The organism is Sinomonas sp. P10A9, assembly GCF_041022165.1.
In the GTDB taxonomy this organism is placed as follows: domain Bacteria; phylum Actinomycetota; class Actinomycetes; order Actinomycetales; family Micrococcaceae; genus Sinomonas; species Sinomonas puerhi.
The window spans coordinates 719,560-741,708 of sequence record NZ_CP163302.1; the positions used below are offsets into that span (position 1 = coordinate 719,560).

The window sequence follows — 22,149 nt, forward strand, 5'->3', positions numbered from 1 at the left end:
CCCCGCATGAGCCGCCGAGCCTGGATCCTCTTTGTGGCCATGAGCCTCATCTGGGGCGTCCCCTACCTGCTCATCAGCCAGGCAGTCGCCGAGGTGAGCCCCGCGGTCGTCGTGTTTGCCCGCACGGCGATCGGCGCCGTCGTGCTCCTGCCCTTCGCCCTGCGCGGAATGCGCACCGTGTGGCAGCACCGGTGGCCCGTTCTCGTCTTCGCCCTGCTTGAGATGGTCGGTGCGTGGTTCCTGCTCAGCGATGCCGAGCGCTTCATCACGAGCTCCCTCGCCGGACTCCTCATCGCCTTCGCTCCCGTGCTCGCGCTCGTCGTGGCCCGTCTCATCGGGCTCGAGAAGAGAATCGGGACGCTGCGGATCGTGGGGCTTGTGGTGGCCATCGGAGGCGTGGCGGCCCTCGGCGGGGGCGGCATGGAGGCCTCCGGCCCGTGGCCTGTCATCGAGATGATGCTGGTGGCGGTCTGCTACGCGGTGGCGCCGCAGGTGGCCGCGACCAGGCTTCGGGGCGTCCCCACCCTGCCCCTGACCGCCGCATGCCTGAGTGTCACCGCGCTCATCTCGGCGCCGTTCGCGGCCCTGTCCTGGCCCGCCGAGACCCCGTCCGGGCTGGCCATCGGATCGCTCGTGCTCTTGGGCCTCGTGTGCACAGCCACAGCGTTCCTGCTGTTCTTCCGGCTCATCGCCGACGCCGGGCCCGCGCGGGCCACCGCGATCGCGTACGTGAACCCGGTGGTGGCCCTCGCGCTCGGCGTGAGCCTGCACGGCGACCCGCTCACGCCGCTCATCGTCGTCGGCGCTGTCCTCGTCCTCGCGGGTGTATTCATGGCGACGCGCAGCAGCCTGCACGAGACGGAGCCCGGCCCCCGCGCTTCTGCCCACGCCGAGTCGGCCCAGTCCCCGACCTGAGTCCTGGCCACGCGCGGTCATCGCCAGCCGTGCGTGCTACGACCGCCTCAGCGCGGCACAACAGGCCCTGCGCGGCACAACAGGCCCTGCGCGGCACAACAGGCCGGCGGAAGCGCCTGTCATGCCTGCAGGGGCCTGTTATCGCGGCCGGACCCGGTCGGCGGCGCCGCCGCCAGCGCAGGGCAGGCCCTACCCGGCGGGTGCGGGCGCCGGCGCCGGTGTACTCAACGCCCCCGGCAGGTACACCGCGAACTCGGTCCGGCCCGGCTTGGAGGTCAGGTCGATCGACCCGCCGTGGGCCTTGACGATCGCGTCGACAATCGAGAGGCCGAGCCCCGTGGACCCCTCGCCCCCAGACGTCCGGGCCTTGTCTGCCCGTGCGAAGCGCGAGAATACCGTGCTCTGGAGGTCAGCCGGGATCCCGGGCCCGTTGTCGGTCACCGTCAGGACGGCGTCGCCGCGGGCGGACCGCCCCGCGGACGCGGTCACGGTGGTGCCCGCCGGGGTGTGCTTGCGTGCGTTGCTGAGCAGGTTCACGAGCACCTGGTGGAGCTTCGCGCCGTCGGCCGTGATCTCCACGGGATCCTCCGGAAGGTTGAGCCGCCAGACGTGGTCCGGCGAAATCACCTTCTGGTCCGTGACCGTCTCGACGAGCAGCTGCGTGAGGTCCACGGGGCCGCGCTTGAGGGGCTGCCCTTCGTCGAGCCGCGCGAGCGTGAGGAGGTCCTCGACGAGCCGGGACATGCGCAGGGACTGCGTCTCCACCCGGCCCAGCGACTCGGCGCCCTGGTCCGTGAGAGGCTCCGTGAGCTTGAGCATGTCCGTGTACCCTCGGATGGCCGTGAGCGGAGTGCGGAGCTCGTGCGAGGCATCGGCGACGAACTGCCGCACCTTCATCTCAGAGGCCTGCCGCGCCTCGAGGGCCCCGGCGACGTTGTCGAGCATGCGGTTGAGGGCATTGCCCACCTGCCCCACCTCGGTCCCGGGGTTCGCGGCGGCCTGCGGCACACGCATCGCGAGGGCCACCTCGCCGGCGTCGAGGGGCAACTGGGCGACCTGTCCGGCAACGCGTGAGAGCTCGTCCAAAGGTTTCATGGTGCGCCGGATCACCACGGTGCCGATCAGCCCGACAAGCACGAGCCCGCCGAGGGAGACCAGCACGGTCGTGAGCACGAGCGAGTTGAGCGTCGACTCCGTGGACGCGAGCGGCAGGCCGGTCACGACCACGTCGCCGTAGGCCGTCTTGACCGCGACCAGGCGGTACGAACCCGCGCTCAGACGGCGTTCGACGGCGGTCGGCAGGTCTGCGCCCGGCCCGCCGGTCGGCTGGGAGGCCACGGGAAGCGACGCGAGCGTTGCTGCGTCGGACGGCGTGAGGGCAACCCGCGTGCCGTCGGAGGTCCGCAGCCCGCTCGTGACGAGGACGCCGCTGCTGATGCGCGCGTTGAGTGTCCCGGCACCCTGGCCGGGCGCGTCGAGGGGGTCCGGACTCGCTCCCGAGGAGCGGCCGGGCGTGCCGTACTCGGCGGCCCGGTGGCTCGCTTGGGCGAGCTGCCCGTCGAGCTGCTGCGTGAGGACCCGGTCCATGGTGGCGTAGAGGAGGGCCCCGACCACCGTGCAGATCCCTACGAGCAGCAGCGTCGTCACGAGGACGAGCTTGGTGCGCAGGTGCCAGGTGTCGGGATGGAGCCAGCTGCGCCCCGAACGCGGCTCTGCGCCCGAGAGCTTTCCCATGTTCACGCCTCGTTCCTGGGTGTTCACGCCTCGGCTGGCTTGATGACGTAGCCGGCACCGCGGACGGTGTGGATCATGGGCGCACGGTCCACATCGATCTTCTTGCGCAGGTAGGAGATGTAGAGCTCCACGATGTTGGCCTGTCCGCCGAAGTCGTACTGCCACACCCGGTCGAGGATCTGGGACTTGCTCACCACGCGCTTGGGGTTCTCCATGAGATAGCGCAGGAGCTCGAACTGGGTGGCCGTGAGCTGGATGTCCTCCCCGCCGCGGGTCACCTCGCGGGTGTCCGTGTTCAGGACGAGGTCGCCGACGACGAGTTCGGCGTCGTCCTGCGCGGCCACACCGGAGCGCTGCACGAGCCGGTGCAGGCGGAGCATGACTTCCTCCATGCTGAACGGCTTGGTGACGTAGTCGTCGCCGCCCGCCGCGAGGCCCGTGATGCGGTCCTCGACGGCGTCCTTCGCCGTGAGGAACAGTGCGGGTACCTCGGGCAGGAACTGCCGGATGCGCGTGAGGGCCTCGACCCCGTCGAACCCGGGCATCATGACGTCCAGCACGAGGACGTCCGGCCTGAACTCCCTCGCGGCCTTGACTGCGGAAGGACCGTCGGACGCCACCTGGACGCTCCATCCCGTCATGCGCAGGCCCATGCTCATGAGCTCGGAGAGGCTCGGCTCGTCGTCGACCACGAGGGCACGGATGGGCGTGCCATCCGGGTGGGTGAGGGCGGGCAGATTGTTGGTGGAGAAGGGGCTTGCCATGGTTCCAGCCTCCCTGTGAGATGTAGCCCGAGCCTGAGCGGCGGCTGTGAATGGACTGTGGAGGCAAGCCTAGCGCCGCGACGTCGCGTATCCCGGGGACCCATGGCTTCTGCCGCCGCAGGACGCCCTGCAAACCACAGCCGGCCCATCCGAGCGGCACAGGGGGAGCACAGGGTGGTTCTGGATTCTGGGGTAGTCACCTGACCAGACGACGAAGGATGCCTCATGTCGAACGATCCAGCGAACGCGCCAACCCCGGGGAACCAGGTTCCGCCCGAGGGCACCGTGCCGCAGTCTGCGGTCGGGTGGGGCTCCCCGAAGCAGGGCCCCGTCGCCGATGGCGCCGCGACGCACGACGCCGAGCCGGCAGCAGGCGGGCAGCCCGCCGCTGGCTGGGGTGCGCCGCAGCAGGACCAGAACGTCTACAACCAACCGAATCAGCCCGCGCAGGGCTGGGGCGCGCCGCAGCAGGGCCAGCCTGCGTACGGTCAGCCGGGTCAGCCCGCGCAGGGCTGGGGCGGTCCCGAGCAGCTCTATCCCCAGCAGGGCACGGGGTGGGGCGCGCAGCCCCCGTCGGGCCCCCGATCGGTGGGCAGCCGCTGGCGCGGATTGACCACCACTCAGAAGGGTCTGGCGGCCGCGGCCGCAGCGGTGGTGATCGCGGGCGGTGCCGGCGCCGCGGTGTGGGCGGCGACCTCATCCTCGGCGGACGCCAACGGGCTCGCCGCCGGAGGCCAGGGATTCGGCGGCCAAGGCGCGGCCCAGGGTGGGCCGGGCGGCCAGAACGGCGCGCAGAACGGCCAGGGCCTCGGCAGCCAGGACGGCAGCGCGCGCGGCGGCTTCGGCGCGGCGGGGCTCGGCATGGGCCTGCTCGGCCAGGTGCTGCATGGCGAGTTCGTCGTCGTGCAGAACAACAACAACGTGACCATGGTCGAGCAGACGGGCACCGTCACGGCCGTCTCGGGGCAGTCGGTGACCGTCAAGAGCACCGACGGGTTCCAGCAGTCCTACGCGATCTCGTCCAGCACCCAGATCGGGGCCCGTGCCGTGCGAGGCCAGGCTGGCTCGGGCAGCGGCAGCCAGTCCTCGACCACGACCTCGCTGGCCCAGGGCCAGACCGTCATGGTCATCGCGCTCAAGGACGGCCTCGCCGCCCAGACGATCGCGATCACCGGGACCAACTGACACCCCCGCCCGCGGGACCCTCGCTGAGGCGATGAGCATAGGCTGGCGCCATGCTCATCGCCTCAGCTGTCCTCGCCGCGATGGCCGGCGCGCTGCACGTGTACATCTTCGTGCTCGAGTCGGTCCGCTGGACCCACCCATCGACCATGCGCACGTTCGGCGTCCGCAGCCGCGACGAGGCTGAGACCACGCGGCTCCTCGCGTTCAATCAGGGCTTCTACAACCTGTTCCTCGCGGTCGGCGCACTCGTGGGGGCGGGCTTGGTCCTCTGGGTCCCGGCCTTCCATCAGGCGGCCCGCGCACTCCTCGTCATGACCTGTGGTTCCATGTTCGCCGCAGCGATCGTCCTGATCCTCAGCGACCGCACCAAGGCCCGGGCCGCGACGGTCCAAGGCGTGCTGCCGCTCCTCTCACTCGTCTCTCTCGCCCTCGCCGGCCGCGGATAGCCAAGTCGGCCTCGGTCGCGATGAGCCTTCGTCGAGCCTCAACCCAGCAGCGCGGGAGGGGTCGATGTGGGCGGTGACGCACGACGGCGCCGCCCGCCTCGAGCGTGAGGCGAGCGGCGCCGTCGTGCGTCATCGCGGGGACACCATGATGCGTGGCCACGTCCGCAGGGCACGGGCCCTGCGGACGTGGCCACGCAACGGGGGGAAGGTGGCGGCTCAGTACCAGTTGTGGGCGAGGTGCCAGCCGAGGGCGTTGGCGGGGGAGCCGTAGCGCTCCTTGATGTAGTTCAGGCCCCACTCGATCTGGGTCTTGTAGTTGGTCTGCCAGTCGGCACCGGCACTGGCCATCTTGCTGCCCGGGAGGGACTGGACAATGCCGTAGGCGCCGCTCGAGGCGTTCGTGGCGGTCGTGGACCAGCCGGATTCCTTGTTCCAGAGTGTGATGAGAGCGCTCATCTGATCCTGGCCCCAGCCGTAGGCGGCGAGGCGGCTCGCGGCGTACGCCTGTGCGCCGGCCGGGTCAGTGACGGCCTGCGGCGGTGCGGCCTGCGCGGCGGCGTCGGCAGCGGCCTTGTCCGCGGCAGCCTTGTCAGCCGCGGCCTTCGCTCCTGCGGCCTGATCGGCAGCAGCCTTGTCGGCCGCCGCCTTGTCGGCTACCGACTTGTCCTCGGCCGCGGTCCGTGCCTCGGCGGCGGCCTGGGCGAGGACGCTCTGCTCGCTCGGACCCTCAGCGGTGGCAGAGGCTGACGCCGTCGGCGTGGTCGTCGAGGTGCGGGCCAGATCAGTCGCGTTGGCGGTCGCAGCGGCGCCGCCTCCTGCTACAGCCAGGAGGCCGAGGGAGAGGGCAACCACCGCGCTGCGGTGGCCGAAGCGGTCGGATCCGGGCTTGATGCCGGACTTGGAGGCTGCGCGGGCCAGGGCGGACGTGGCGGGGGCAATAGCGCGGCGTCGGCCATGAGGGCGTGCGGCAGCGCGGGCGGGGGACTTGCTCAAAACGGTAGGGCCTCTCGTTGGCGCCTGCGAAGTTAGCTGTCGGGTTCGAATGAGAGTCATCCGGCCCGGCCAATGGCCTGGGCTTCACCCCAAGGCCGCACCACACGCTCGTGACGAGCGGGCGCAGCCCGGTTGTGGGTCCTCCGTCTCTGCCTTGACATGTCCTCCCAGGCAGTCGGCAGAGCTCGGCGAACAGGGCCTGGGGGGTGCACACCGTGGGGCGGGCACCAGATCACCCTACGGGAAGATCTCATGATTGTCACATTTAGATAACGACAGATTGGAGCGATGCCCCCGCACGACTAGCGCAGTGAAAGGATCGAAGTCCAACCGACTTGACAGCTCGACGAGGCGTGTCGAGTCATGTCCGCATTGTGAGATGTCCGCCACTGGTGCGTCATTGAGAACCATAGGGGGAAGTTGTCGAACAATGTTCGGTGCAGGTCGTCGCGACTGGTCAAGATGTGAAAATATGCGTTCATATCGGGCATTCATCGAATGGTGAGATGCCCCACACGAGTCCGGGCCTATCTCGCATCGTGAGACGATCCACACTTTGTTACTTGCCTGTAGGCATTGTTACGGGCCACACTTCTCAGTGTGAACAAAGACTCAGCAGCACCTGCAGCCGCAGAACACCTCGTCGGCACACCCGCCGGCCGCGCCATGTGCTCCTGTCGAATGTCGAGCTGACGGCACCGCCCCAGCAACCAGCGTCAGTCTTTTCGCCGCCCAGCGTCGGGCACCATCCCCCTCGCGGGCGCACTGCTTCCGCATTCGAAGCCATCACGGCTAGTTCATCTCGAGGTTGATCCCATGTCTGTTGCATCCGGCTACGTCCACATCTCAGTCCGCAACGCCCAGAAGGCCCAGAACCCCGGCTACCGCCAGCCGCTCGGCTCCCGGTTCGCCCCCGCACCCGAGACCTACCAGCACAACGCCGCAGCACCGCTGCGCGCGGCACAGCCCCTCCGGCCCGTCGAGGAGCCAGCGCCCATGACGGCGCCCACGCCCGTGGTGCAGCCCGGTGCGGAGCCCATCCGCGCCGTTGCTGCGGACAACGTGGCGCACGGCTTCGTGGTCTACGTGGGCCTCTCCGAGCAGGAGGCGGCGGGCGCCGGCACCTCGATCGCGCGCATCGCCCAGGAGCTGCGTGCCTACGCGCAGACCCTCGTCGAGGGCCTCGAGAGCTATGCCGCCGTGGCTGTGGCTCCGGCTGGCGCCACCGGTTCCTCGCTCGACGTCGTGCGCTCGACGTTCGGCGACCCGACCATCGCGTCCCGGCAGCAGCGCATCGAACCCCGATCGGCCGCGGCGCCTGACGCCCGGCCGTCAGGCGTGCTCATCGACCTGGCCCGCCGCGAGGTCCACCTCGACGGCGATTCTCTGAACCTCACCTTCAAGGAGTTCGAGCTCCTCAACTACCTCGTCGAGAACGGCACCCGCACCGTGAGCCGCGACGAGCTGCTCGAGAGCCTCTGGAAGAACGCCGAGGAGGTCCCCAACGAGCGCACGATCGACGTGCACATCCGTCGCCTGCGCTCCAAGCTCGGCCGCCTCGCCAACACGGTCCGCACGGTCCGTGGCCAGGGCTACCGGTTCTACGAGCACCCCGAGGTCATCGTCTGGGCTGCGCCCGAGTACTCGATCTAGCCTCGGGCGCAGCGGCGCCGGTCTCCGCGGATCCGGGGAGGCACCGCTGCCCGTAGGCTAGGGGGGTGAGCAAGCATCACGTGAAGCACCTCATCGTCCTGCGCCATGCCAAGGCCGCCTGGCCCGAGGGGGTCGCGGATGCTGACAGGCCCCTCGCCGAGCGAGGGCATGCCGACGCCCAAGAGGCTGGCAGATGGCTGCTCAAGCACGACTTCGTCCCTGACTTCATCCTCTGCTCCACGGCGCTGCGCACCCGGCAGACCACCACATGGGTCTGCGAGGAGCTCGGCGACAAGGCACCGACCCCGAAGCTCGAGTCCGGACTGTACGCAGCCAGCGCGTCGCAGATGCTAGCCGTGGTGAACCACGTTCCCGAGACGGTCCGCTCGCTCCTGATCGTCTCCCACATGCCCGGCGTCCAGGACCTCGCTCTGCGGCTCGCCTCGCGCGATTCCGATCAGGAGGCCTATATGGATGCAGCGAGCCACTTCCCGACCGCAGGCTTCGCGGTCTTCGAGACCGAGGCCCACTGGGCAGAGCTCGACGGACAGGACGCCCGGCTCGTCAGGTTCGCCTCGCCCCGCGCAAAGAAGAGGCGCTGATCCGGGGTCGGTTCGTTGCCCCTGCCTTGCGCACCGGCGTCGTGGAATGCGGTGTGCTCCGTCCCGGCGTGCGGAACGCGGACGACGGCGCCCGCTGAGGGCGGCGAGCGGCCGCGCCCGCGGTTAATCCGAGCCTCGGGGAATGCCTTGAGGCGCGGCGCCGCTCGGGCCACACAGCGCTCCCGAACAGCACCGCGAGGGTGGCGGCAGTTGCCGCCACCGCGCCGAAGAAGTAGGGGTCAGCGTCCGCGCCCGAGACGGTCGTCACCGTTTCCGGGTCCTGATCCCACGCGAGGCCGAGGAGCCGGAGGAAGGCGAGGGCCGAGCCGATCGCGAGCGAAGAGCCGGCGGCGGCCACGACAGCCACGGCATACCGTGACAGGCTCAGCACGGCGTACAGCGCGCAGGCCACGAAGGCGCCGAGCGCCACGAGCGCGAGCGAGACGGCCGTGGCGTCGAGGGTCACTCCCGCGATCGCGGTGGCGGCCACAGACGCGCCCGCGGCCCAGAGAGTTGCGCGGGCGCCCGTGCGCAGGGGCTTGAAGCGGGAGGCCATGAATCCAGTGTGACAGGAGTTTCTCCTGTTTCTGGTGTTACTGCTGTTACCTGTGTGAGTTTCGTGTCGCCTGGCTGTTGGGCCCCGGATGCCGGCCTCGACTGGACTGCTGGGCTCAGCCGCCGAAGGCCCCAATGGCGAGGGCTGTGATCGCCTCGGCAGCCGGAGCCAGCGGTTTCGGAGGCGTCGTCGAGACGCGGTCCATGCCGACCATGAAAGCTGCGCCGAACAGGGCCGTCGCGACGACGTCGAGGTCCTGGCCGGGCGCGGGTTCGCGGCGCGCCGCGACTCGGTCGAGGGCCCCGCGGATCACCACGAGAACCTCGGCGCGCCTCGCAGCGAGCAGCGTGTGCCACGTCCCGTCCCCCCGCCACTGCTCGCCCATCCATAGCCGGACGAACCCGGGGTACGCCTCGATGAACCTCAGCGCGCGGGTGACCATTCCCCGGACCTCGTGGAAGGTGTCGTCCGCTGGGCTCGGCGCAGCGACAGCGCCGCGCTCAGGTGAGGTGCGCGCGTGGGGCGAGGGACCGGCGTCGTGCGCGGCATGCTGCGCTGGCTCTGCACGGCCGGCTGGGGCCAAGGCGGCCATGAGCATCCCCATGCCGTGTTGGAGCAGCTGGGCCACCAGCTCGTTCTTGCTGCCGAAGTTGTAATAGACGGTGCCTTTGGCGACGCCGGCCGCGGCCGCGATCTCGTCGACCGTGACCGCCTCGGCACCGCGCTGGCCGATGAGCTCCATCGCGGCATCGAAGAGCCGCTGCCGGGTTGCCTCTGTTCGCGTGCTCATCCTGGCCACCCCACTCACACTGCGATCTCGGGCTGGAGGGTCTTGAGGCGCCACGTCATGTTCTTCCGTGTTCCGGCGAAGTTGAGGACGCCGCCGAGGACTGTGTAGCCGACTAGGCCGAGGACGATCGGCAGGATCCCGGACAGGTCGCCGCCATAGATGAGGTGGCGCATGCCCTGGACCACGTAGCCCATCGGCAGCACCTGATGGGCGATCCGGAACGGCTCCGGCGTCATCTGCCAGGGGAACGTTCCGCCCGAGGAGACGAGCTGGAGGATGAGCAGGATCAGCACCACGAACTTCCCGGACGTGCCAAGGAGCGCGACGATCCCGTGGATGATCGCGCTGAACGCGATTCCGCCCAGCAGCAGGAAGAGCCACATGAGCACGGGATGCGCGGGGTCGAGGCCGAGAGCGAAGTCCACGACGGTGGTCAGGAGCGTCGCCTGGACCGACGCCACCACCGCGAACGGCAGCCAGCCACCGAGCGCGATCTTCCACGGTGGAGCGTTCGAGGGGAGCGCGCGGACCGTGAAGGGGCGCATGGCCTGCATGAGCATGAAGATGCCCACCCACATCGCGAGGGAGAGGAAGAACGGCGCGAGGCCCGCTCCGTAGGACGCCGCCTTGGTCTGCGAGGCGTGGTCGACGGCGACCGGGTCGCCCATGACATTCGAGACATCCGTGACCTGCTTCTGCGACGGATTCGGAACCTTCCCGGCGCCCGCGTTCAGGCCGTCGGCGAGCTGGTGGGCGCCGTCGTCGGCCTGCGCCAGACCGTCCCGCAGCTTGGCCGCGCCGGTGTCGAGGCGGGCGGCGCCGTCCGCGAGCCGGCCCGCGCCGTCGGCAAGCTGGGCGGCTCCGTCGGAGAGTTGGGACGCACCCGACGCGAGGGACTTCGACCCGTCCACGGACTGCTGCTCGCCCGCCGCCAGCTGGTTCGCTCCCGTTGAGAGCTGCGCCGCGCCGTCGTGCGCCTGCGAGATCGCGGACGTGAGGGCCGGCATGCCGTCTGCGAGCTGGGCGGCGCCGTCCGAAACCTGCTGGGAACCTGTCGCGAGCTGCTGGACCTGCCCTGCGGCCGTGTGGAGCTGGGATCGGGCGTCGGCGATCTGCGCCGAGGTCTGGAGTGCGGCGACCTGGGTCAGGAGCTGGTCGGCCTGGGACTGCGTGAGCACGCCTGCGGCCACGAGCCTCTGTGTGCTCGTGGTCACCGTGCCCTGCAGCGCGGCGTCGGCGGAGTCGGCTGCGGTGACGGCCTGCTGGACCTTTGCGTTCAGCTGGGCGTTGCCTGCCGCGACCTGCGCCGCGCCGGCCGCGAGCCTCTGCGTGTCGTCGGGCAGGGATGCCGTCTTCTGCTGGAGCGTTCCGAGGCCCGAGGAGAGCTGCGACGCGCCGGTGCTGAGCTTTTGCGCACCGGTGAGCAGCTGCTCTTGGCCCGCGACGAGCTGGTTCGCGCCCGCGCTCAGCCGGGATGCGCCGCTGCTGAGCTGGTCTGCACCGGTCGTGAGCTGCTCGGCGCCCGTATGGAGCTGGCCAGCGCCGTCCGCGAGCTGGGAGGAACCGTCCGTTAGCTGGTCGAGCCCGCCGGCCAGCCTCGCGGCGCCGTCGGCCGCGGTGGCTAGCTGGGTGTGGATCACGCCGTAGCCGGTGAGGAGGCGGGCGGCCGTCTCGGTGCCTACCTGCTTTGCGACGGCGTCGTGCACGGCCGTCGTGACCTTGTCGACGATCGTGCTCAGGAGGTAGTTGTTGGCATCGTTCGTGGTGACCTTGAGCATGGCCTGGCGAGCGGAGTCGAAGCTCGCCGGGGAGACGAGGTTCGAGGAGAAGTCGGCCGGGAGGGTGAGCGAGAAGCCGTAGGTGCCGTTGCGGACGCCCTCCTCGGCCTCGGCCGCGGTGCCCACGCGGTGCCAGTCGAACAGGTGGCCGTCCACGAGGTTCTGGGCTACCTGGCTTCCTGCTTCGAGGCGCGTGCCGTCGGTCGAGTCGGCGCCTTGGTCCTCGACCACGAGGGCGGCCGGGATCTGGTTCATGTTCTTGTACGGGTCCCAGTTGGCGTACAGGTAGACGGCCCCGTACAGGAGAGGCACGGTCACGAGGGCGAGGATCGTGAGCTTGGGCAGCAGCCCGTAGGTCATCCGCTTGAGCTCGGAGCGGGCCAGCCGGAGAACCGTCACGCGCGGACCCCCTCGCCCAGCGCGAGGTCACCGGGTGTGGCGGCGAGGTCACCGGGTGTGGCGGCGAGGTCACCGGGTGTGGCGGCGAGGTCACCGGGTGTGGCGGCGAGGTCCCCCTGTTCGGCCAGCCGCCGGATCGAATTGCCCACGACGGCGGCAGGTCCCGCCCAGTGCTCAGGGAACGTCGCGACGACGGCGACGACGGCGAGCGGCCGGCCCGCGCGCGCTGCCGTCCCGGCGAGGAACGGGAGCCAGTCGGCCGGATCGTCCGAGTGGCGGTCGGGGGAGTCCAGGACGAGCAATTCGGTCTCGGGGTTGGCAAGGGCCAGTGCTGTGAGGAGCTCGGTGCGTCGGGCTGCGGGCAGGTCCTGGGCCCAGCTGTCGGCGATGTCCGCGAAGGCGTTGACCGTGAGCCAGGCGTCTGGCGTGGCGGGGCCGCGGTGGCGCCGGGGGAGCAGGGCGAGGTCCTCGGCTACGAGATCCTTGACGCGCAGGTGGAGCTCGGCCTCGTTGATCGCTGGCGCATCCACGACGGCGCCCACGCGGCGCAGTCCCTTGAGATCCCGAACGGGTTTTCCCGAGTGGCTGCCCCAGGCTGCCGTTCCGTCGGTCGGCGCGAGCCGGCCGGCCGCGGCGAGGGCGAGGGCCGTGCGGTGTTCCTGGCCGTCCGCGCGAACGAGGAGGAGCTCGCCGCGACGGGCCTCGAACGAGGTGCGCGGGACGAGATCGCTGTGTCGTCCGGCAACCGTCAAATCACGAACTGAAAGCATGCTCTCAATTGTAGGGAAACTGACCGGTCAGTACAAATCCATGAGCGAGCCCAGCGCGGGCCCGAAGACCTCAGGCTCAGGGCAGCTCGCGGGTAGCCGGCCGATCGGCGCCGCGCTTGCCCTCGCGCGGCACCTCGCGCACGGAAGGTCCCTCCGCCCCGAAGCTGCCGAGCAGTGCGAGCGAGTCCTCGGATGGGGAGCCGGGCTTGGCCGTGAACACGCGCAGCGTCTGGTCGGGATCGTGCAGCGGGGCGAGGTCCTCGAAGGCCAGCTCGAGATCGCCCACCACCGGATGGCGCATACGCAGGGTTCCGGCGTGCGTTGTGATCACGCGGTGACCCGCCCACCAGCGGCGGAAGTCCTCGCTGTGAACAGCGAGATCGCCCACGAGTTGGTTGGCCTGAGGGTCGCTCGGGTGCCGGCCGATGTCGACCCGCAGGGCTCCCGCAGCCTCGGCCGCCACGGCGTGCCAATCGGTGAACAGCTCGCGTGCGGCCGGATCCAGGATGATCCAGCGTGTGAGGTTCCGCTCTTCCACGGGCAGTGCAGGGAAGTCGGCGAGGAGGAGGTAGGCGAGGCGATTGCCCGCGAGCACGTCGGTGCGGCGGCCGAGGACGAGGGCGGGCACGTTGCCCACGGCTTCGAGGAGCTGGCGCAATGCAGCGCGCACGCTCTCCGTGTGGATCGGCGTCCTCTGCGACTTGGCGCAGTGCTCGAGGAGATCGATCATGTGGGCGCGCTCGCCCTCATCCAGACGCAGTGCCCGCGCCACGGCGTCGAGCACCGACCGCGAGGGGTGGATGTTCCGCCCCTGCTCGAGACGTGAGTAGTAGTCCGTGCTCACCCCGGCCAAGAGGGCGATCTCCTCCCTCCGCAGCCCGGGGACGCGGCGCCCGGTCGAGGCCACCGGGATCCCCGCCTCGTCGGGGGACAGGCGCGACCGCATCGCCTTGAGGAACCTTCCGAACTCAGCACTCTGACCCATAGCATCCATTCTGACCGGGGGCGCGGTGCTCCTCCATGGCCGAAGGTAGGCCTGCGACTCCTAGGAAGCACAGGGTGCGGCTCCTGCCATGACTTCCGTGCCCGGAGCCGCATAGCGTTGAAGGCGAGTCGTCCACCACCCGGTGGACCGTGAAGAAGAAGGACCATGGAACACTCAGCGCTGATCGCCTTTGCGCTCATCATCCCCACCCTGAACGACGAGAGCCGCAGTGCGCTCCCGAACGCCCCGATCGTCGACGACGGCCGGGGTCACACCCCGAGGCTCGCCGCGGCCCGCGCGTGGCTCGCCACGGCGCTGCACCGAGCGGCCTGGGCGGTCGAGCCGAACCCTTGGACGACGGCGGCCGCGCGCCTCGCGCCGTCGTCCTCGTAACGCTTCACCCCTGATTCTGGAGAACACGACACGGAGGAAGACCCATGCACACCCCTGAGATCATCGTTCCCACCGTCACGCTCAACAACGGCGTCGAGATCCCGCAGCTCGGCTTCGGCGTCTTCCAGGTTCCGCCGGAGGAGACCCAGCGTGCGGTCGAGGCCGCGCTCGAAGCCGGGTACCGGCACATCGACACCGCCGCCGCGTACCGCAACGAGGCCGGAGTCGGTGCCGGGATCGCCGCCTCGGGCATCCCGCGGGAGGATCTCTTCATCACCACGAAGCTCCGCAATGGCGACCAGAGCAGGCCCCGCGAGGCCTTCGAGGACAGCCTCGCGGCGCTTGGCCTGGACTACGTGGACCTCTACCTGATCCACTGGCCCGTGCCGTCCCAGGCGCTGTACGCCTCGGCGTGGCGGGCCCTCGAGGAGGTCTACGACCGGCGGCAGGCACGTGCTATCGGCGTCTCCAATTTCCTCACCGAGCACCTCGAGACGCTCGCGGCATCGGCGCGGGTGACGCCGGCGGTGAACCAGATTGAGCTCCATCCGACCTTCCAGCAGCGCAGTCTGGCCGCTGCGACCCGGTCGCGCGGGATCGCCGTCGAGGCGTACAGCCCCCTCGGACAAGGTGCGGACCTTGGCGCCGAGGCGGTGCTGGAGGCCGCCGCCGCGCACGGAGCGTCCCCGGCGCAGGCCGTGCTCGCTTGGCACCTCGCCCAGGGAACCATCGTCATCCCGAAGACGGCCACGCCCGGGCGCATGCGGGAGAACCTTGCGGCCGCCGCGTTGACCCTGAGCGAAGCCGAGGCCGCTGCGATCGGCGAGCTCGAGACTGGGGAACGCATCGGCGGCGACCCTGCCACGGCGGTCCACACCCAGCTCTGATCTGGGATGGCCTACGGCCTCTGACGCGTCAGAGGCCGTAGGCCTCGAGGAACCGGAGCCAGATCTCGCTTACGGTGGGGAAGGACGGCGTCGCGTGCCACAGGCGCTCGAGGGGCACCTCTCCGACGATCGCGATCGTGGCCGCATGCAGCAGCTCCGCGACGTCCGGCCCGGCGAAGCACGCCCCGATGAGCGTCCGCGCGTCCTCGTCCACGAGGAACTGCGCCCAGCCCTCGTAGTCCTCGGCGTGCTGCCACGCGCCGGCAACGGAGATCGGCAGCTCCACGGCGCGCACTCTGATGCCCGCCTCCCACGCGTCCTCCTCGGTGAGGCCCACGGACGCGATCTCGGGGTCGGTGAAGACCACGTGCGGCACAGCGAGGACGTCGGCGGTACGGGCCCAACGGCTCCACGGTTCCACATCGGCGTCGAGCTCGTCGCGCGAGCGGGCAACGATCGCGTCCCCCGTGATGCGGGCCTGGTACTTGCCCTGATGCGTGAGCTTCGCGCCGCCCGAGCAGTCGCCCACGGCATAGAGCCACGAGAGGCCTTGGACGCGCCCGCTCTCGTCGACGCGCAGCAGGTGCGGCTCGATCCCGAAGGCCGGCAGGCCGAGGCCGTCGAGTGCCGGGCGGCGTCCGGCCGCCACGAGCAGCCGCTCCGCCTTGAGCGTCCGGTCACCGGGGAGCGTGAGCCGCACGGCGCCGTCGTCCGTCCGCTCCGCGAATTCGGGGGAGACGCCCTCGAGGATCTCGACGCCGTCCGCGCGCAGGCCCTCGGCCACGAGGTTGCGGGCGTCCTCGGGGAAGGCGCTGAGGAACGAGCCGCGGGCGAGCATCGTGACCTTCGAGCCGAGCCGCGCGAACGCCTGGGCCAGCTCCGCGCCCGCAACGCCCGCGCCGATGACCGCGAGGCTCTCCGGGACCTCCTGCGTGCTCGTCGCGTCCGGTGTGGTCCAGACACGGACGTTGTGGAGGCCCGGGACTTTGGGGATGACCGGCAGCGAGCCGGTCGCGAGCACGACGGCGTGGCGCGCCGTGAGCGTGAAGTGGTTGCCGTCGTCGTCTGTCACCCAGAGGCGTCTCGCGCCCGTGAGTCGGGCCGTGCCGCGGATAACCTTGATCCCCACGCCCTCGGCCCATTGGGCCTGACCCGAGTCGTCCCAATGGCTTGAGGCCTCGTCGCGGTGGGCCAGGACGGCGGGAACGTCGAGCTGGCCCGTGACTGCCTCGCGCGAGCCCGGGACGCGGCGCGCGGCGTGGAGCGCGGTGCCTGGGCGCAGGAGGGCTTTGGACGGCTCGCATGCCCAGTATGAGCATGCTCCGCCCAGCAGGCTCTTTTCCACGATCGCCGCCGTGAGGCCACCCTTGACTGCACGGTCCGCGGCGTTCTCGCCGGCCGCGCCGCCGCCGACCACAATGACGTCATACTCGCTGTCCACCCCAGCATGCTACGGGAGCCGTTGACGCCGTGCCCGACCCGGGGTCAGCTTCCAGCGATCCGGGGTCAGCTTCTAACGTGCCCAAACGCGTTCTAGAGAAGTGACTCCGCATCGTAGGGAGGTGACTCCGCATCGTAGGGAGGTGACTCCGCATCGCGGGGAGGTAACTCCGCATCGCTGAGAGGTGGCGTCGGGGTGCGGGGGCGGGGTCGCGTCAGGCGAGGGCGTCGCGGAACCAGCCAGTGATCGTCGCGGGATGCGTGATCGCCGTGCCGACCACGACGGCAAACGCCCCCGCATCGACGGCGGCCCGCGCCTGGGCGGGCGTGTGGATGCGGCCCTCGGCGATGAGCGGGCGGCCGAGGTCCGCCGCGGCCACAGCGGCGAGGAGCTCGAGGTCCGGACCATCGGTCTTGGGCCGTTCCCCGGTGTACCCGGCAAGCGTCGTCCCGATGAGGTCTGCCCCGGCTTCGGCGGCGGCACGGGCGTCCCCCAGAGACCCGCAGTCCGCCATGACGAGCGCGTGCGACGCCCCGTGGATCCCGGCCACCGTCGCGGCGAGGGAGAGCCCATCGGGCCGCGGGCGCCGCGTGCCGTCGATGGCCACAACGTGGGCCCCGGCAGCGGCGATGGCGAGCGCGTGCCGCAGCGTCGGTGTGATGAAGGTGCCCTCGTGCCCGTCCTTCCACAGGCCGATCACGGGCACGTTGACGGCCGAGCGCGTGAACTGGACGTCGGCGACGCCCTGGACCCGGACGGCCGCGGCCCCGCCGCGCACCACCGAAGCGGCCATCTGCCCCGTGATGTGCGGCTCCCGCAGCGGCTCGCCGGGGTACGCCTGGCAGGAGACGATGAGCTGGCCGCGGAGGGCCTCGAGGGCTTGGGGCGTGAGGATCACAGCAGGCCTTTCGCGGGGGTGAGGATTTCGGGTGTGAGGACGAGCCGCGCCGCACCGATGAGCGCCGCAGCCCCGCCGAGCGAGGCCCGCAGGAGCGGCATCGACGCCAGCGGCGGCATGAGCTCGGCCCGGAAGGCTGCCTCCATGGCATCCCACCAGAGGGGTCCGGCATCGGCGAGCCCGCCGGAGATCACCATGGCCTCGGGATCCAGAGCGTTCGCGAGCCCGCCGGCGGCCTGCCCGGCGGCCTGCGCGGCCACGCTGACGGCCGCGCGCGCCGTGGAATCGCCCGCCGACCCGCCCGCACCCTGCGCGAGTGCGAAGACCCCCCGGGCGTCCGCCACGGCGGGATCGCCGCCGCGACGGAGGTATTCGGCATGCAGTGCGGGGCCGGAGGCGATCGCCTCGACGTGACCGGCGGCGCCGCACACGCACGGCAGCGGCGACCCATCGGCGTCGCGCGCGAACGGCGAGGCGAGGTGCCCCACATGGCCGCCCACCCACCGGTGCCCCAGGAGCGGCCGGCCGTTGACCACGAAGCTGCCGCCCACCCCGGTGCCGAAGGCGATGAGGAGGGAGGACGATGTCGGGGCGGCAGCACCGCGCCACGCCTCGCCGAGGGCGTGGGCGTGGACATCGTTGACGACGGCGGTGCGCAGTCCAGTCCGGCGCGCCAGACCGCTGGCGACGTCGGTGCCGGCCCAACCGCGGATCGCCTCCGTGGCGGATACGACCGTGCCGCGGGCGGCGTCGATGACCCCGGCCGAGCCGACTCCGATCCCGGTCACCCCGAGCCCCGCAGACGCGGCCCGACGGCGAAGGCGCAGGACGAACTCGGCGGTGGCGTTGAGGATCGCCTCGCCGCCCTCGCGCGAGAGCGTCGGGATGGTTTCCGAGAACACGACGTCGCCGTGCTCGGAGACGAGTCCCGCGGCGGTCTTCGTCCCGCCGAGGTCGACGCCGATCGCGTGCCTCACGCTGGGGGCCTCCTTGAGTCCTGGGCTGCCGGGGTGCTGGGCCAGACGTCACCGGAGAATGCCGGTCTCGACGAGGATCCCGCGGATGGTCTCCGCCTCGGCTTCGTTGAGCGAGAGCATGGGAGTGCTCATGGTGTTGGACTCGATGACGCCCATGAGCGCCAGTGCGGTCTTGAACGCGCCGAGGCCGGCGGCACCGCCCGAGACCCGGCCGTTGGGCGCGAAGACGATGCCGAACAGGCGCGCGAGGCGGTCCTGCTCGGCCGCGGCGCCAGCCCAGTCCCCGGCCTTGGCGAGGTCATAGAGCCTTCGGTAGCCGGCGGGGTCCACGTTGCCGAGGCCCGGCACCACGCCGTGTGCCCCGCCCAGGAGCGCGCCGTCGACCACGACCTCGTGGCCCGTGAACACCGAGAAGCCGGGAAGGTCCTTCGTGGCCAGGAGCAGTTGGCGGAAGGCGACGTCGTCCCCCGAGGAGTCCTTGACCCCCACGATCACGCCGTCCATAGCGAGGCGCACGAGCACGTCGGTGGGGAGCTTGAAGTGGGTGCGGACGGGGACGTCGTACGCAAAGATCGGCGTCGTGACGGCCTCATGGATCGCACGGAAATGGGCCTCGGTCTCGGCCGCGTTCCCGATCGCGTAGTACATCGAGGTGACGACGAGCGCGTCCGCGCCGAGGTCCACCATCCTCCTCGACTCTTCGATGACACGGTGCGTTGTCTGCTCGTTCGCGCCGACCACGAGCGGGACGGCGCCCGCGTTGGCCTCGGCGATCGTGATGACGGCGAGCTCGCGCTCGGCGTTCGTCAGGTAGGGGACCTCGCCGGACGAGCCGAGCGCGAAGAGCCCGGTCACGCCGCCATCGATGAGGTGCTTGGTGACGCTGCGCAGCGACTCGACGTCGATGCTGCCGTCGGCGTGACGGGGGGTGACGACCGGCGGGATGACGCCGTGGAATGCGGTGGGCACAGGTTCTCCTGGGGAGGGTGGGTGGAACACGGAACGGGAAGCGGGTGGGTCTCAGACGTGCAGGAGGCTCGGCGCGGCGCCGAGCAGCTTGCGCGTGTAGTCATGGGTGGGGTGGTCGAAGACGTCCTCGGCTGTGCCCTGCTCGACGATCCTGCCCTGGTAGATGACGCAGATGCGGTCGGAGATGTAGCGCACGGTCTGGATGTCGTGGCTGATGAACACCATGCCGAGGTTGAGCTGGCGCTTGAGGTCCGAGAGCAGGTTGAGCACCTGCGCGCGCACCGAGACGTCGAGTGCACTCGTGGGCTCGTCGGCGATGATGAGCTCGGGCTCGAGGGCCAGCGCGCGGGCGATCGCCACGCGCTGACGCTGGCCGCCCGAGACGTTCGACGGCGTGACCTCGGCCGCGGATTGCGGGAGCCCCACGAGGGAGAGGAGCTCCTTGACCCGGGCGCGGCGCGAAGTGTCGTTGCCCATCCCGTGGACCACGAGCGGGTCCAGGAGGATGTCCTCGATGGTCATGCGCGGGTTGAGCGCCGTCGCGGGGTCCTGGAAGACGACCGAGACCGTCCGCCCGAACTCGCGGCGGAGGCGCCCGTCGAGCCGCTTGACGGGCCTGCCCTGGAACGCGAGCGTCCCGGACGTCGGGGCCTGCAGGCCGACGAGCACCGAGGCGAGGGTGGACTTGCCCGAGCCGGACTCGCCGACGATCCCGACGGTCTCGCCGCGGCGCACCGAGAAGTCGATCCCGTCGACCGCCTTGACGATCGTGGGCCGGAAGAGTTTCCCGCCGCGGGCCCGGAAGTGGACGGTGAGGCCCTTGAGTTCGAGCACGGGTGCGCCGGACGCGAGTGCACCGTCGATGGGAGTGCGGGTCATTGGGCACCTTCCTTGATGAGCTCGCCGGTGCGGGCCGTCTTCTCGTGGCTCGCCCAGAAGTGCCCGGGATCGCCGGGAACTTCGACGAACTCGAGCAGCTGCCTCGGGTCCGCGTCCGGGCGCAGGGACCGTTCGGCGAAGCGGTCGCCCGGCGCGAAGTCCCGCGGTGATGGGACGGTCCCGCGGATCTGGTGCAGGCGGGGCGCGTCGGCCTCGACGGACAGGACGGAGCCGAGGAGGCCGCGCGTGTACTCGTGCTGCGGGCTGCGCAGGAGCGCCGCGGTCGGCGCGGTCTCGACGACCTGGCCGGCGTACATGACCGTGACGCGGTGCGCGAGGGAGGCCACGAGCGCGAGGTCGTGGCTCACGAACACCATCGCGAAGCCGAGTTGCTCGCGCAGCTCGTTCAGAAGGTCGATGACCTGCTTCTGCACGGTGACGTCGAGCGCCGTCGTGGGCTCGTCGGCAACCACGATCCTGGGGGAGCGTGAGAGTGCCATGGCGATGACCACGCGCTGCCGCTGGCCTCCTGAGAGCTCGTGCGGGTAGGACCTGAGCGTGCGGTTCGGGTCGAGACCGACGAGCTCGAGGAGCTCGCGCGGCGTCTTGCGTCCGTTGCGACGGGTGAGCTGCTCGAGCTGGTCCTTGATGAGCATGGACGGGTTGAGTGCGCTGAGCGAGTCCTGGTAGATCATCGCGATCTCCTGTCCCCGCAGGCCTGCGTAGCGCTGCTCGCGCTCCTTGGGCGAGTTCGTGAGCAGCTCGCGCCCCTCGTACGCGATCGAGCCGGACAGGACGGCCGACGGCGCCTGAAGGCCCATGATTGCGAGCGAGGTGATCGACTTGCCGCAGCCCGACTCGCCGACGAGCGCCATCGTCTCGCCCTCGCGGACCGAGAAGGAGACGTTGTCCACGATCGCGGTGCTGCCGTAGCGGTGCGGGAAACGGATCGACAGGTTGGTGACCTCGAGGATCGTCTTCGCGCTGACGCCGACCTGCGGGAGGCGGTCGGTGCGGCGCGCCTCGACGGCCGAGAGCCTCTCGAGCTCGAGGTCGAGCAGCGCGTGCGGGTTCTCGTCGAGACGCACGACGGCGGCCAACGCCTCGTCGCCCAGCGTTCCGGCGCCGAGGGCCCGGGCGGCCTCGACCGAGGCGAGGTCAGCGGCAGCCGCGGCCGCAGCGGCGGCCGCCGAGCCGTCGTCGTCCTTCACCTTCGGTGCCCTGCGGAGGAGCGGGTTCACCATCGCATCCGTGAGCCCCTCGGCGAGGATGTTGAGCGAGAGGACGGTGAGCAGGATCGTGATGCCGCCGAACGTCGTGGGCCACCACCCTCCGGAGTTGACGAGCTCGCGGCCGTCGCTCATGACGTTGCCCCACGAGGCGGCCGGCTGCTGCACGCCCGCGCCGAGGAACGAGAGGGATGCCTCGAGGATGATCGCGTCGGCGACCATGACCGTGGCGAACACGAGCACCGGGGCGGCGGTGTTGCGGACGATGTGCCTGACGAGGATGTAGAAGCGTCCGGCACCGATGACCCGTTCCGCCCGGACGTAGTCCTCGCCGTACTGCGCGAGGACGTTGGCGCGGACCACACGGGCGAGCTGCGGCGAGTAGACGATCGCGATCGCGAGGATGATGACGGGGACTGTCGAGCCGAAGATGTTGGCCGAGGCGGTCGAGAGCGCGAACAGGAGCGCCGCGGCCAGGGCGATGCCCGGGAACGCCATGAGGACGTCGAGGATGCGCATGACCGTCTCGTCGACCCACTTGCGGCCCGTCGCGGCGGCAGCGCCGAGTGCGGCGCCGATGATGACGGCCAGGGCAACCGCCCCCAGGCCGATCATGATCGAGATGCGCGCCCCGTAGAGCATGCGTGTGAAGACGTCGCGGCCGCCGACGTCGGTGCCGAAGAAGTGGTCCGGCCCCGGCGGGGTCTTGGGGATGAACGACTCGTTCTCCCCGTAGGGGGCGATGAAGGGGCCGATGATCGCGACGAGGACAATGAAGATGAGGAAGCCGAGCGCGATCTTGGAGCCGGCGGGCATCGCCCTGAAGCGGGCGCCCTGATCGGCAAGACGGTTCGCGAGGCCGGCGCGGGGCGCGAGGGGGCCGGTTGGGCGGGATGGATGCGACAT

21 protein-coding genes and 1 riboswitch are annotated in these 22,149 nt (G+C 70.6%); of the genes, 7 read left to right on the forward strand and 14 right to left on the reverse strand.

All coding sequences use genetic code 11. The annotated features are described in order from the left end of the window. Window positions 1–6: 6 nt before the first annotated feature. A complete protein-coding gene (locus AB5L97_RS03285; protein ID WP_369046448.1) occupies window positions 7–915 on the forward strand; it encodes a DMT family transporter in 909 nt (302 codons plus the stop codon). Between the two features lie 189 nt (window positions 916–1,104). On the opposite strand, the gene AB5L97_RS03290 is transcribed toward AB5L97_RS03285, so the two are convergent. Together AB5L97_RS03290 and AB5L97_RS03295 are read right to left on the reverse strand one after the other, a co-directional pair. Next, window positions 1,105–2,649 carry a sensor histidine kinase gene (locus tag AB5L97_RS03290; RefSeq protein ID WP_369046450.1) on the reverse strand — a complete coding sequence of 515 codons (1,545 nt, stop codon included), beginning with the start codon at window positions 2,647–2,649 and terminating at the stop codon, window positions 1,105–1,107. 23 nt (window positions 2,650–2,672) lie between these two features. Continuing rightward, the gene (locus tag AB5L97_RS03295) at window positions 2,673–3,413 is read right to left on the reverse strand and encodes a response regulator transcription factor (RefSeq protein ID WP_307956766.1); all 741 of its coding nucleotides are present in this window, start codon (window positions 3,411–3,413) and stop codon (window positions 2,673–2,675) included. Window positions 3,414–3,638: 225 nt separating this feature from the next. On the opposite strand from AB5L97_RS03295, the gene AB5L97_RS03300 reads away from it, so the two are divergent. Together AB5L97_RS03300 and AB5L97_RS03305 are read left to right on the forward strand one after the other, a co-directional pair. After that, complete coding sequence (locus tag AB5L97_RS03300; protein ID WP_369046451.1) at window positions 3,639–4,598, forward strand: hypothetical protein; 960 nt, start codon at window positions 3,639–3,641, stop codon at window positions 4,596–4,598. Window positions 4,599–4,648: 50 nt separating this feature from the next. Continuing rightward, a complete protein-coding gene (locus tag AB5L97_RS03305) occupies window positions 4,649–5,044 on the forward strand; it encodes a DUF1304 domain-containing protein (RefSeq protein WP_369046452.1) in 396 nt (131 codons plus the stop codon). Window positions 5,045–5,260: 216 nt separating this feature from the next. Here the strand turns inward: AB5L97_RS03305 and AB5L97_RS03310 are convergent, their stop codons facing one another. Next, window positions 5,261–6,037 carry a hypothetical protein gene (locus AB5L97_RS03310; protein WP_369046453.1) on the reverse strand — a complete coding sequence of 259 codons (777 nt, stop codon included), beginning with the start codon at window positions 6,035–6,037 and terminating at the stop codon, window positions 5,261–5,263. 6 nt (window positions 6,038–6,043) lie between these two features. Further along, window positions 6,044–6,238, reverse strand: a riboswitch (cyclic di-AMP (ydaO/yuaA leader). 615 nt (window positions 6,239–6,853) lie between these two features. Here AB5L97_RS03310 and AB5L97_RS03315 point away from each other — a divergent pair. Then, a complete protein-coding gene (locus AB5L97_RS03315; RefSeq protein ID WP_307956762.1) occupies window positions 6,854–7,690 on the forward strand; it encodes a winged helix-turn-helix domain-containing protein in 837 nt (278 codons plus the stop codon). Window positions 7,691–7,755: 65 nt separating this feature from the next. Next, window positions 7,756–8,292, forward strand: a complete 537-nt coding sequence (locus AB5L97_RS03320; protein WP_369046454.1) for a SixA phosphatase family protein — start codon at window positions 7,756–7,758, stop codon at window positions 8,290–8,292. On the opposite strand, the gene AB5L97_RS03325 is transcribed toward AB5L97_RS03320, so the two are convergent. The 5 genes from AB5L97_RS03325 to AB5L97_RS03345 all read right to left on the reverse strand — a co-directional run bounded on the left by AB5L97_RS03325 (window position 8,255) and on the right by AB5L97_RS03345 (window position 13,570). Next, on the reverse strand, window positions 8,255–8,848 hold the full coding sequence (locus AB5L97_RS03325) for a hypothetical protein (protein ID WP_369046455.1): 594 nt from the start codon (window positions 8,846–8,848) through the stop codon (window positions 8,255–8,257). The two genes, AB5L97_RS03320 and AB5L97_RS03325, sit on opposite strands and share 38 nt — an antisense overlap. A 115-nt stretch (window positions 8,849–8,963) precedes the next feature. Continuing rightward, a complete protein-coding gene (locus AB5L97_RS03330; RefSeq protein ID WP_307956759.1) occupies window positions 8,964–9,638 on the reverse strand; it encodes a TetR/AcrR family transcriptional regulator in 675 nt (224 codons plus the stop codon). Window positions 9,639–9,652: 14 nt separating this feature from the next. Then, the gene (locus tag AB5L97_RS03335) at window positions 9,653–11,815 is read right to left on the reverse strand and encodes a YhgE/Pip family protein (RefSeq protein WP_369046456.1); all 2,163 of its coding nucleotides are present in this window, start codon (window positions 11,813–11,815) and stop codon (window positions 9,653–9,655) included. Continuing rightward, window positions 11,812–12,585, reverse strand: a complete 774-nt coding sequence (locus AB5L97_RS03340) for an ABC transporter ATP-binding protein (protein WP_369046457.1) — start codon at window positions 12,583–12,585, stop codon at window positions 11,812–11,814. The genes AB5L97_RS03335 and AB5L97_RS03340 overlap by 4 nt, the downstream gene beginning before the upstream one ends. Before the next feature lie 76 nt (window positions 12,586–12,661). Further along, window positions 12,662–13,570 carry a helix-turn-helix transcriptional regulator gene (locus tag AB5L97_RS03345; protein WP_369046458.1) on the reverse strand — a complete coding sequence of 303 codons (909 nt, stop codon included), beginning with the start codon at window positions 13,568–13,570 and terminating at the stop codon, window positions 12,662–12,664. Window positions 13,571–13,735: 165 nt separating this feature from the next. Here AB5L97_RS03345 and AB5L97_RS03350 point away from each other — a divergent pair, with 165 nt between their 5' ends. Together AB5L97_RS03350 and AB5L97_RS03355 are read left to right on the forward strand one after the other, a co-directional pair. Further along, complete coding sequence (locus tag AB5L97_RS03350) at window positions 13,736–13,963, forward strand: hypothetical protein (RefSeq protein ID WP_369046459.1); 228 nt, start codon at window positions 13,736–13,738, stop codon at window positions 13,961–13,963. A gap of 44 nt (window positions 13,964–14,007) precedes the next feature. Continuing rightward, entirely contained in the window at window positions 14,008–14,850 is an 843-nt protein-coding gene (locus AB5L97_RS03355; RefSeq protein ID WP_307956754.1) for an aldo/keto reductase, read from the forward strand. A gap of 28 nt (window positions 14,851–14,878) precedes the next feature. Here the strand turns inward: AB5L97_RS03355 and AB5L97_RS03360 are convergent, their stop codons facing one another. The 6 genes from AB5L97_RS03360 to AB5L97_RS03385 all read right to left on the reverse strand — a co-directional run bounded on the left by AB5L97_RS03360 (window position 14,879) and on the right by AB5L97_RS03385 (window position 22,149). Next, entirely contained in the window at window positions 14,879–16,291 is a 1,413-nt protein-coding gene (locus tag AB5L97_RS03360; RefSeq protein ID WP_369046460.1) for a dihydrolipoyl dehydrogenase family protein, read from the reverse strand. A gap of 214 nt (window positions 16,292–16,505) precedes the next feature. After that, window positions 16,506–17,189 (reverse strand): N-acetylmannosamine-6-phosphate 2-epimerase, encoded by a 684-nt coding sequence (locus AB5L97_RS03365; RefSeq protein WP_369046461.1) that lies wholly within the window; start codon window positions 17,187–17,189, stop codon window positions 16,506–16,508. Next, the gene (locus tag AB5L97_RS03370) at window positions 17,186–18,166 is read right to left on the reverse strand and encodes an ROK family protein (protein WP_369046462.1); all 981 of its coding nucleotides are present in this window, start codon (window positions 18,164–18,166) and stop codon (window positions 17,186–17,188) included. Before AB5L97_RS03370 ends, AB5L97_RS03365 begins: the two co-directional genes overlap by 4 nt. A gap of 48 nt (window positions 18,167–18,214) precedes the next feature. Continuing rightward, window positions 18,215–19,135 (reverse strand): dihydrodipicolinate synthase family protein, encoded by a 921-nt coding sequence (locus AB5L97_RS03375; RefSeq protein WP_369046463.1) that lies wholly within the window; start codon window positions 19,133–19,135, stop codon window positions 18,215–18,217. Window positions 19,136–19,186: 51 nt separating this feature from the next. Further along, entirely contained in the window at window positions 19,187–20,014 is an 828-nt protein-coding gene (locus tag AB5L97_RS03380) for an ATP-binding cassette domain-containing protein (protein ID WP_369046464.1), read from the reverse strand. Next, window positions 20,011–22,149 carry a dipeptide/oligopeptide/nickel ABC transporter permease/ATP-binding protein gene (locus AB5L97_RS03385; RefSeq protein ID WP_369046465.1) on the reverse strand — a complete coding sequence of 713 codons (2,139 nt, stop codon included), beginning with the start codon at window positions 22,147–22,149 and terminating at the stop codon, window positions 20,011–20,013. Before AB5L97_RS03385 ends, AB5L97_RS03380 begins: the two co-directional genes overlap by 4 nt.

Coding starts and splice junctions, on each gene's coding strand:
- AB5L97_RS03285 (WP_369046448.1), top strand. CDS start 7: ATGAGCCGCCGAGCCTGGATCCTCTTTGTGGCCATGAGCCTCATCTGG.
- AB5L97_RS03290 (WP_369046450.1), bottom strand. CDS start 2,649: ATGGGAAAGCTCTCGGGCGCAGAGCCGCGTTCGGGGCGCAGCTGGCTC.
- AB5L97_RS03295 (WP_307956766.1), bottom strand. CDS start 3,413: ATGGCAAGCCCCTTCTCCACCAACAATCTGCCCGCCCTCACCCACCCG.
- AB5L97_RS03300 (WP_369046451.1), top strand. CDS start 3,639: ATGTCGAACGATCCAGCGAACGCGCCAACCCCGGGGAACCAGGTTCCG.
- AB5L97_RS03305 (WP_369046452.1), top strand. CDS start 4,649: ATGCTCATCGCCTCAGCTGTCCTCGCCGCGATGGCCGGCGCGCTGCAC.
- AB5L97_RS03315 (WP_307956762.1), top strand. CDS start 6,854: ATGTCTGTTGCATCCGGCTACGTCCACATCTCAGTCCGCAACGCCCAG.
- AB5L97_RS03325 (WP_369046455.1), bottom strand. CDS start 8,848: ATGGCCTCCCGCTTCAAGCCCCTGCGCACGGGCGCCCGCGCAACTCTC.
- AB5L97_RS03330 (WP_307956759.1), bottom strand. CDS start 9,638: ATGAGCACGCGAACAGAGGCAACCCGGCAGCGGCTCTTCGATGCCGCG.
- AB5L97_RS03340 (WP_369046457.1), bottom strand. CDS start 12,585: ATGCTTTCAGTTCGTGATTTGACGGTTGCCGGACGACACAGCGATCTC.
- AB5L97_RS03345 (WP_369046458.1), bottom strand. CDS start 13,570: ATGGGTCAGAGTGCTGAGTTCGGAAGGTTCCTCAAGGCGATGCGGTCG.
- AB5L97_RS03350 (WP_369046459.1), top strand. CDS start 13,736: ATGGAACACTCAGCGCTGATCGCCTTTGCGCTCATCATCCCCACCCTG.
- AB5L97_RS03355 (WP_307956754.1), top strand. CDS start 14,008: ATGCACACCCCTGAGATCATCGTTCCCACCGTCACGCTCAACAACGGC.
- AB5L97_RS03380 (WP_369046464.1), bottom strand. CDS start 20,014: ATGACCCGCACTCCCATCGACGGTGCACTCGCGTCCGGCGCACCCGTG.
- AB5L97_RS03385 (WP_369046465.1), bottom strand. CDS start 22,149: ATGTCGCATCCATCCCGCCCAACCGGCCCCCTCGCGCCCCGCGCCGGC.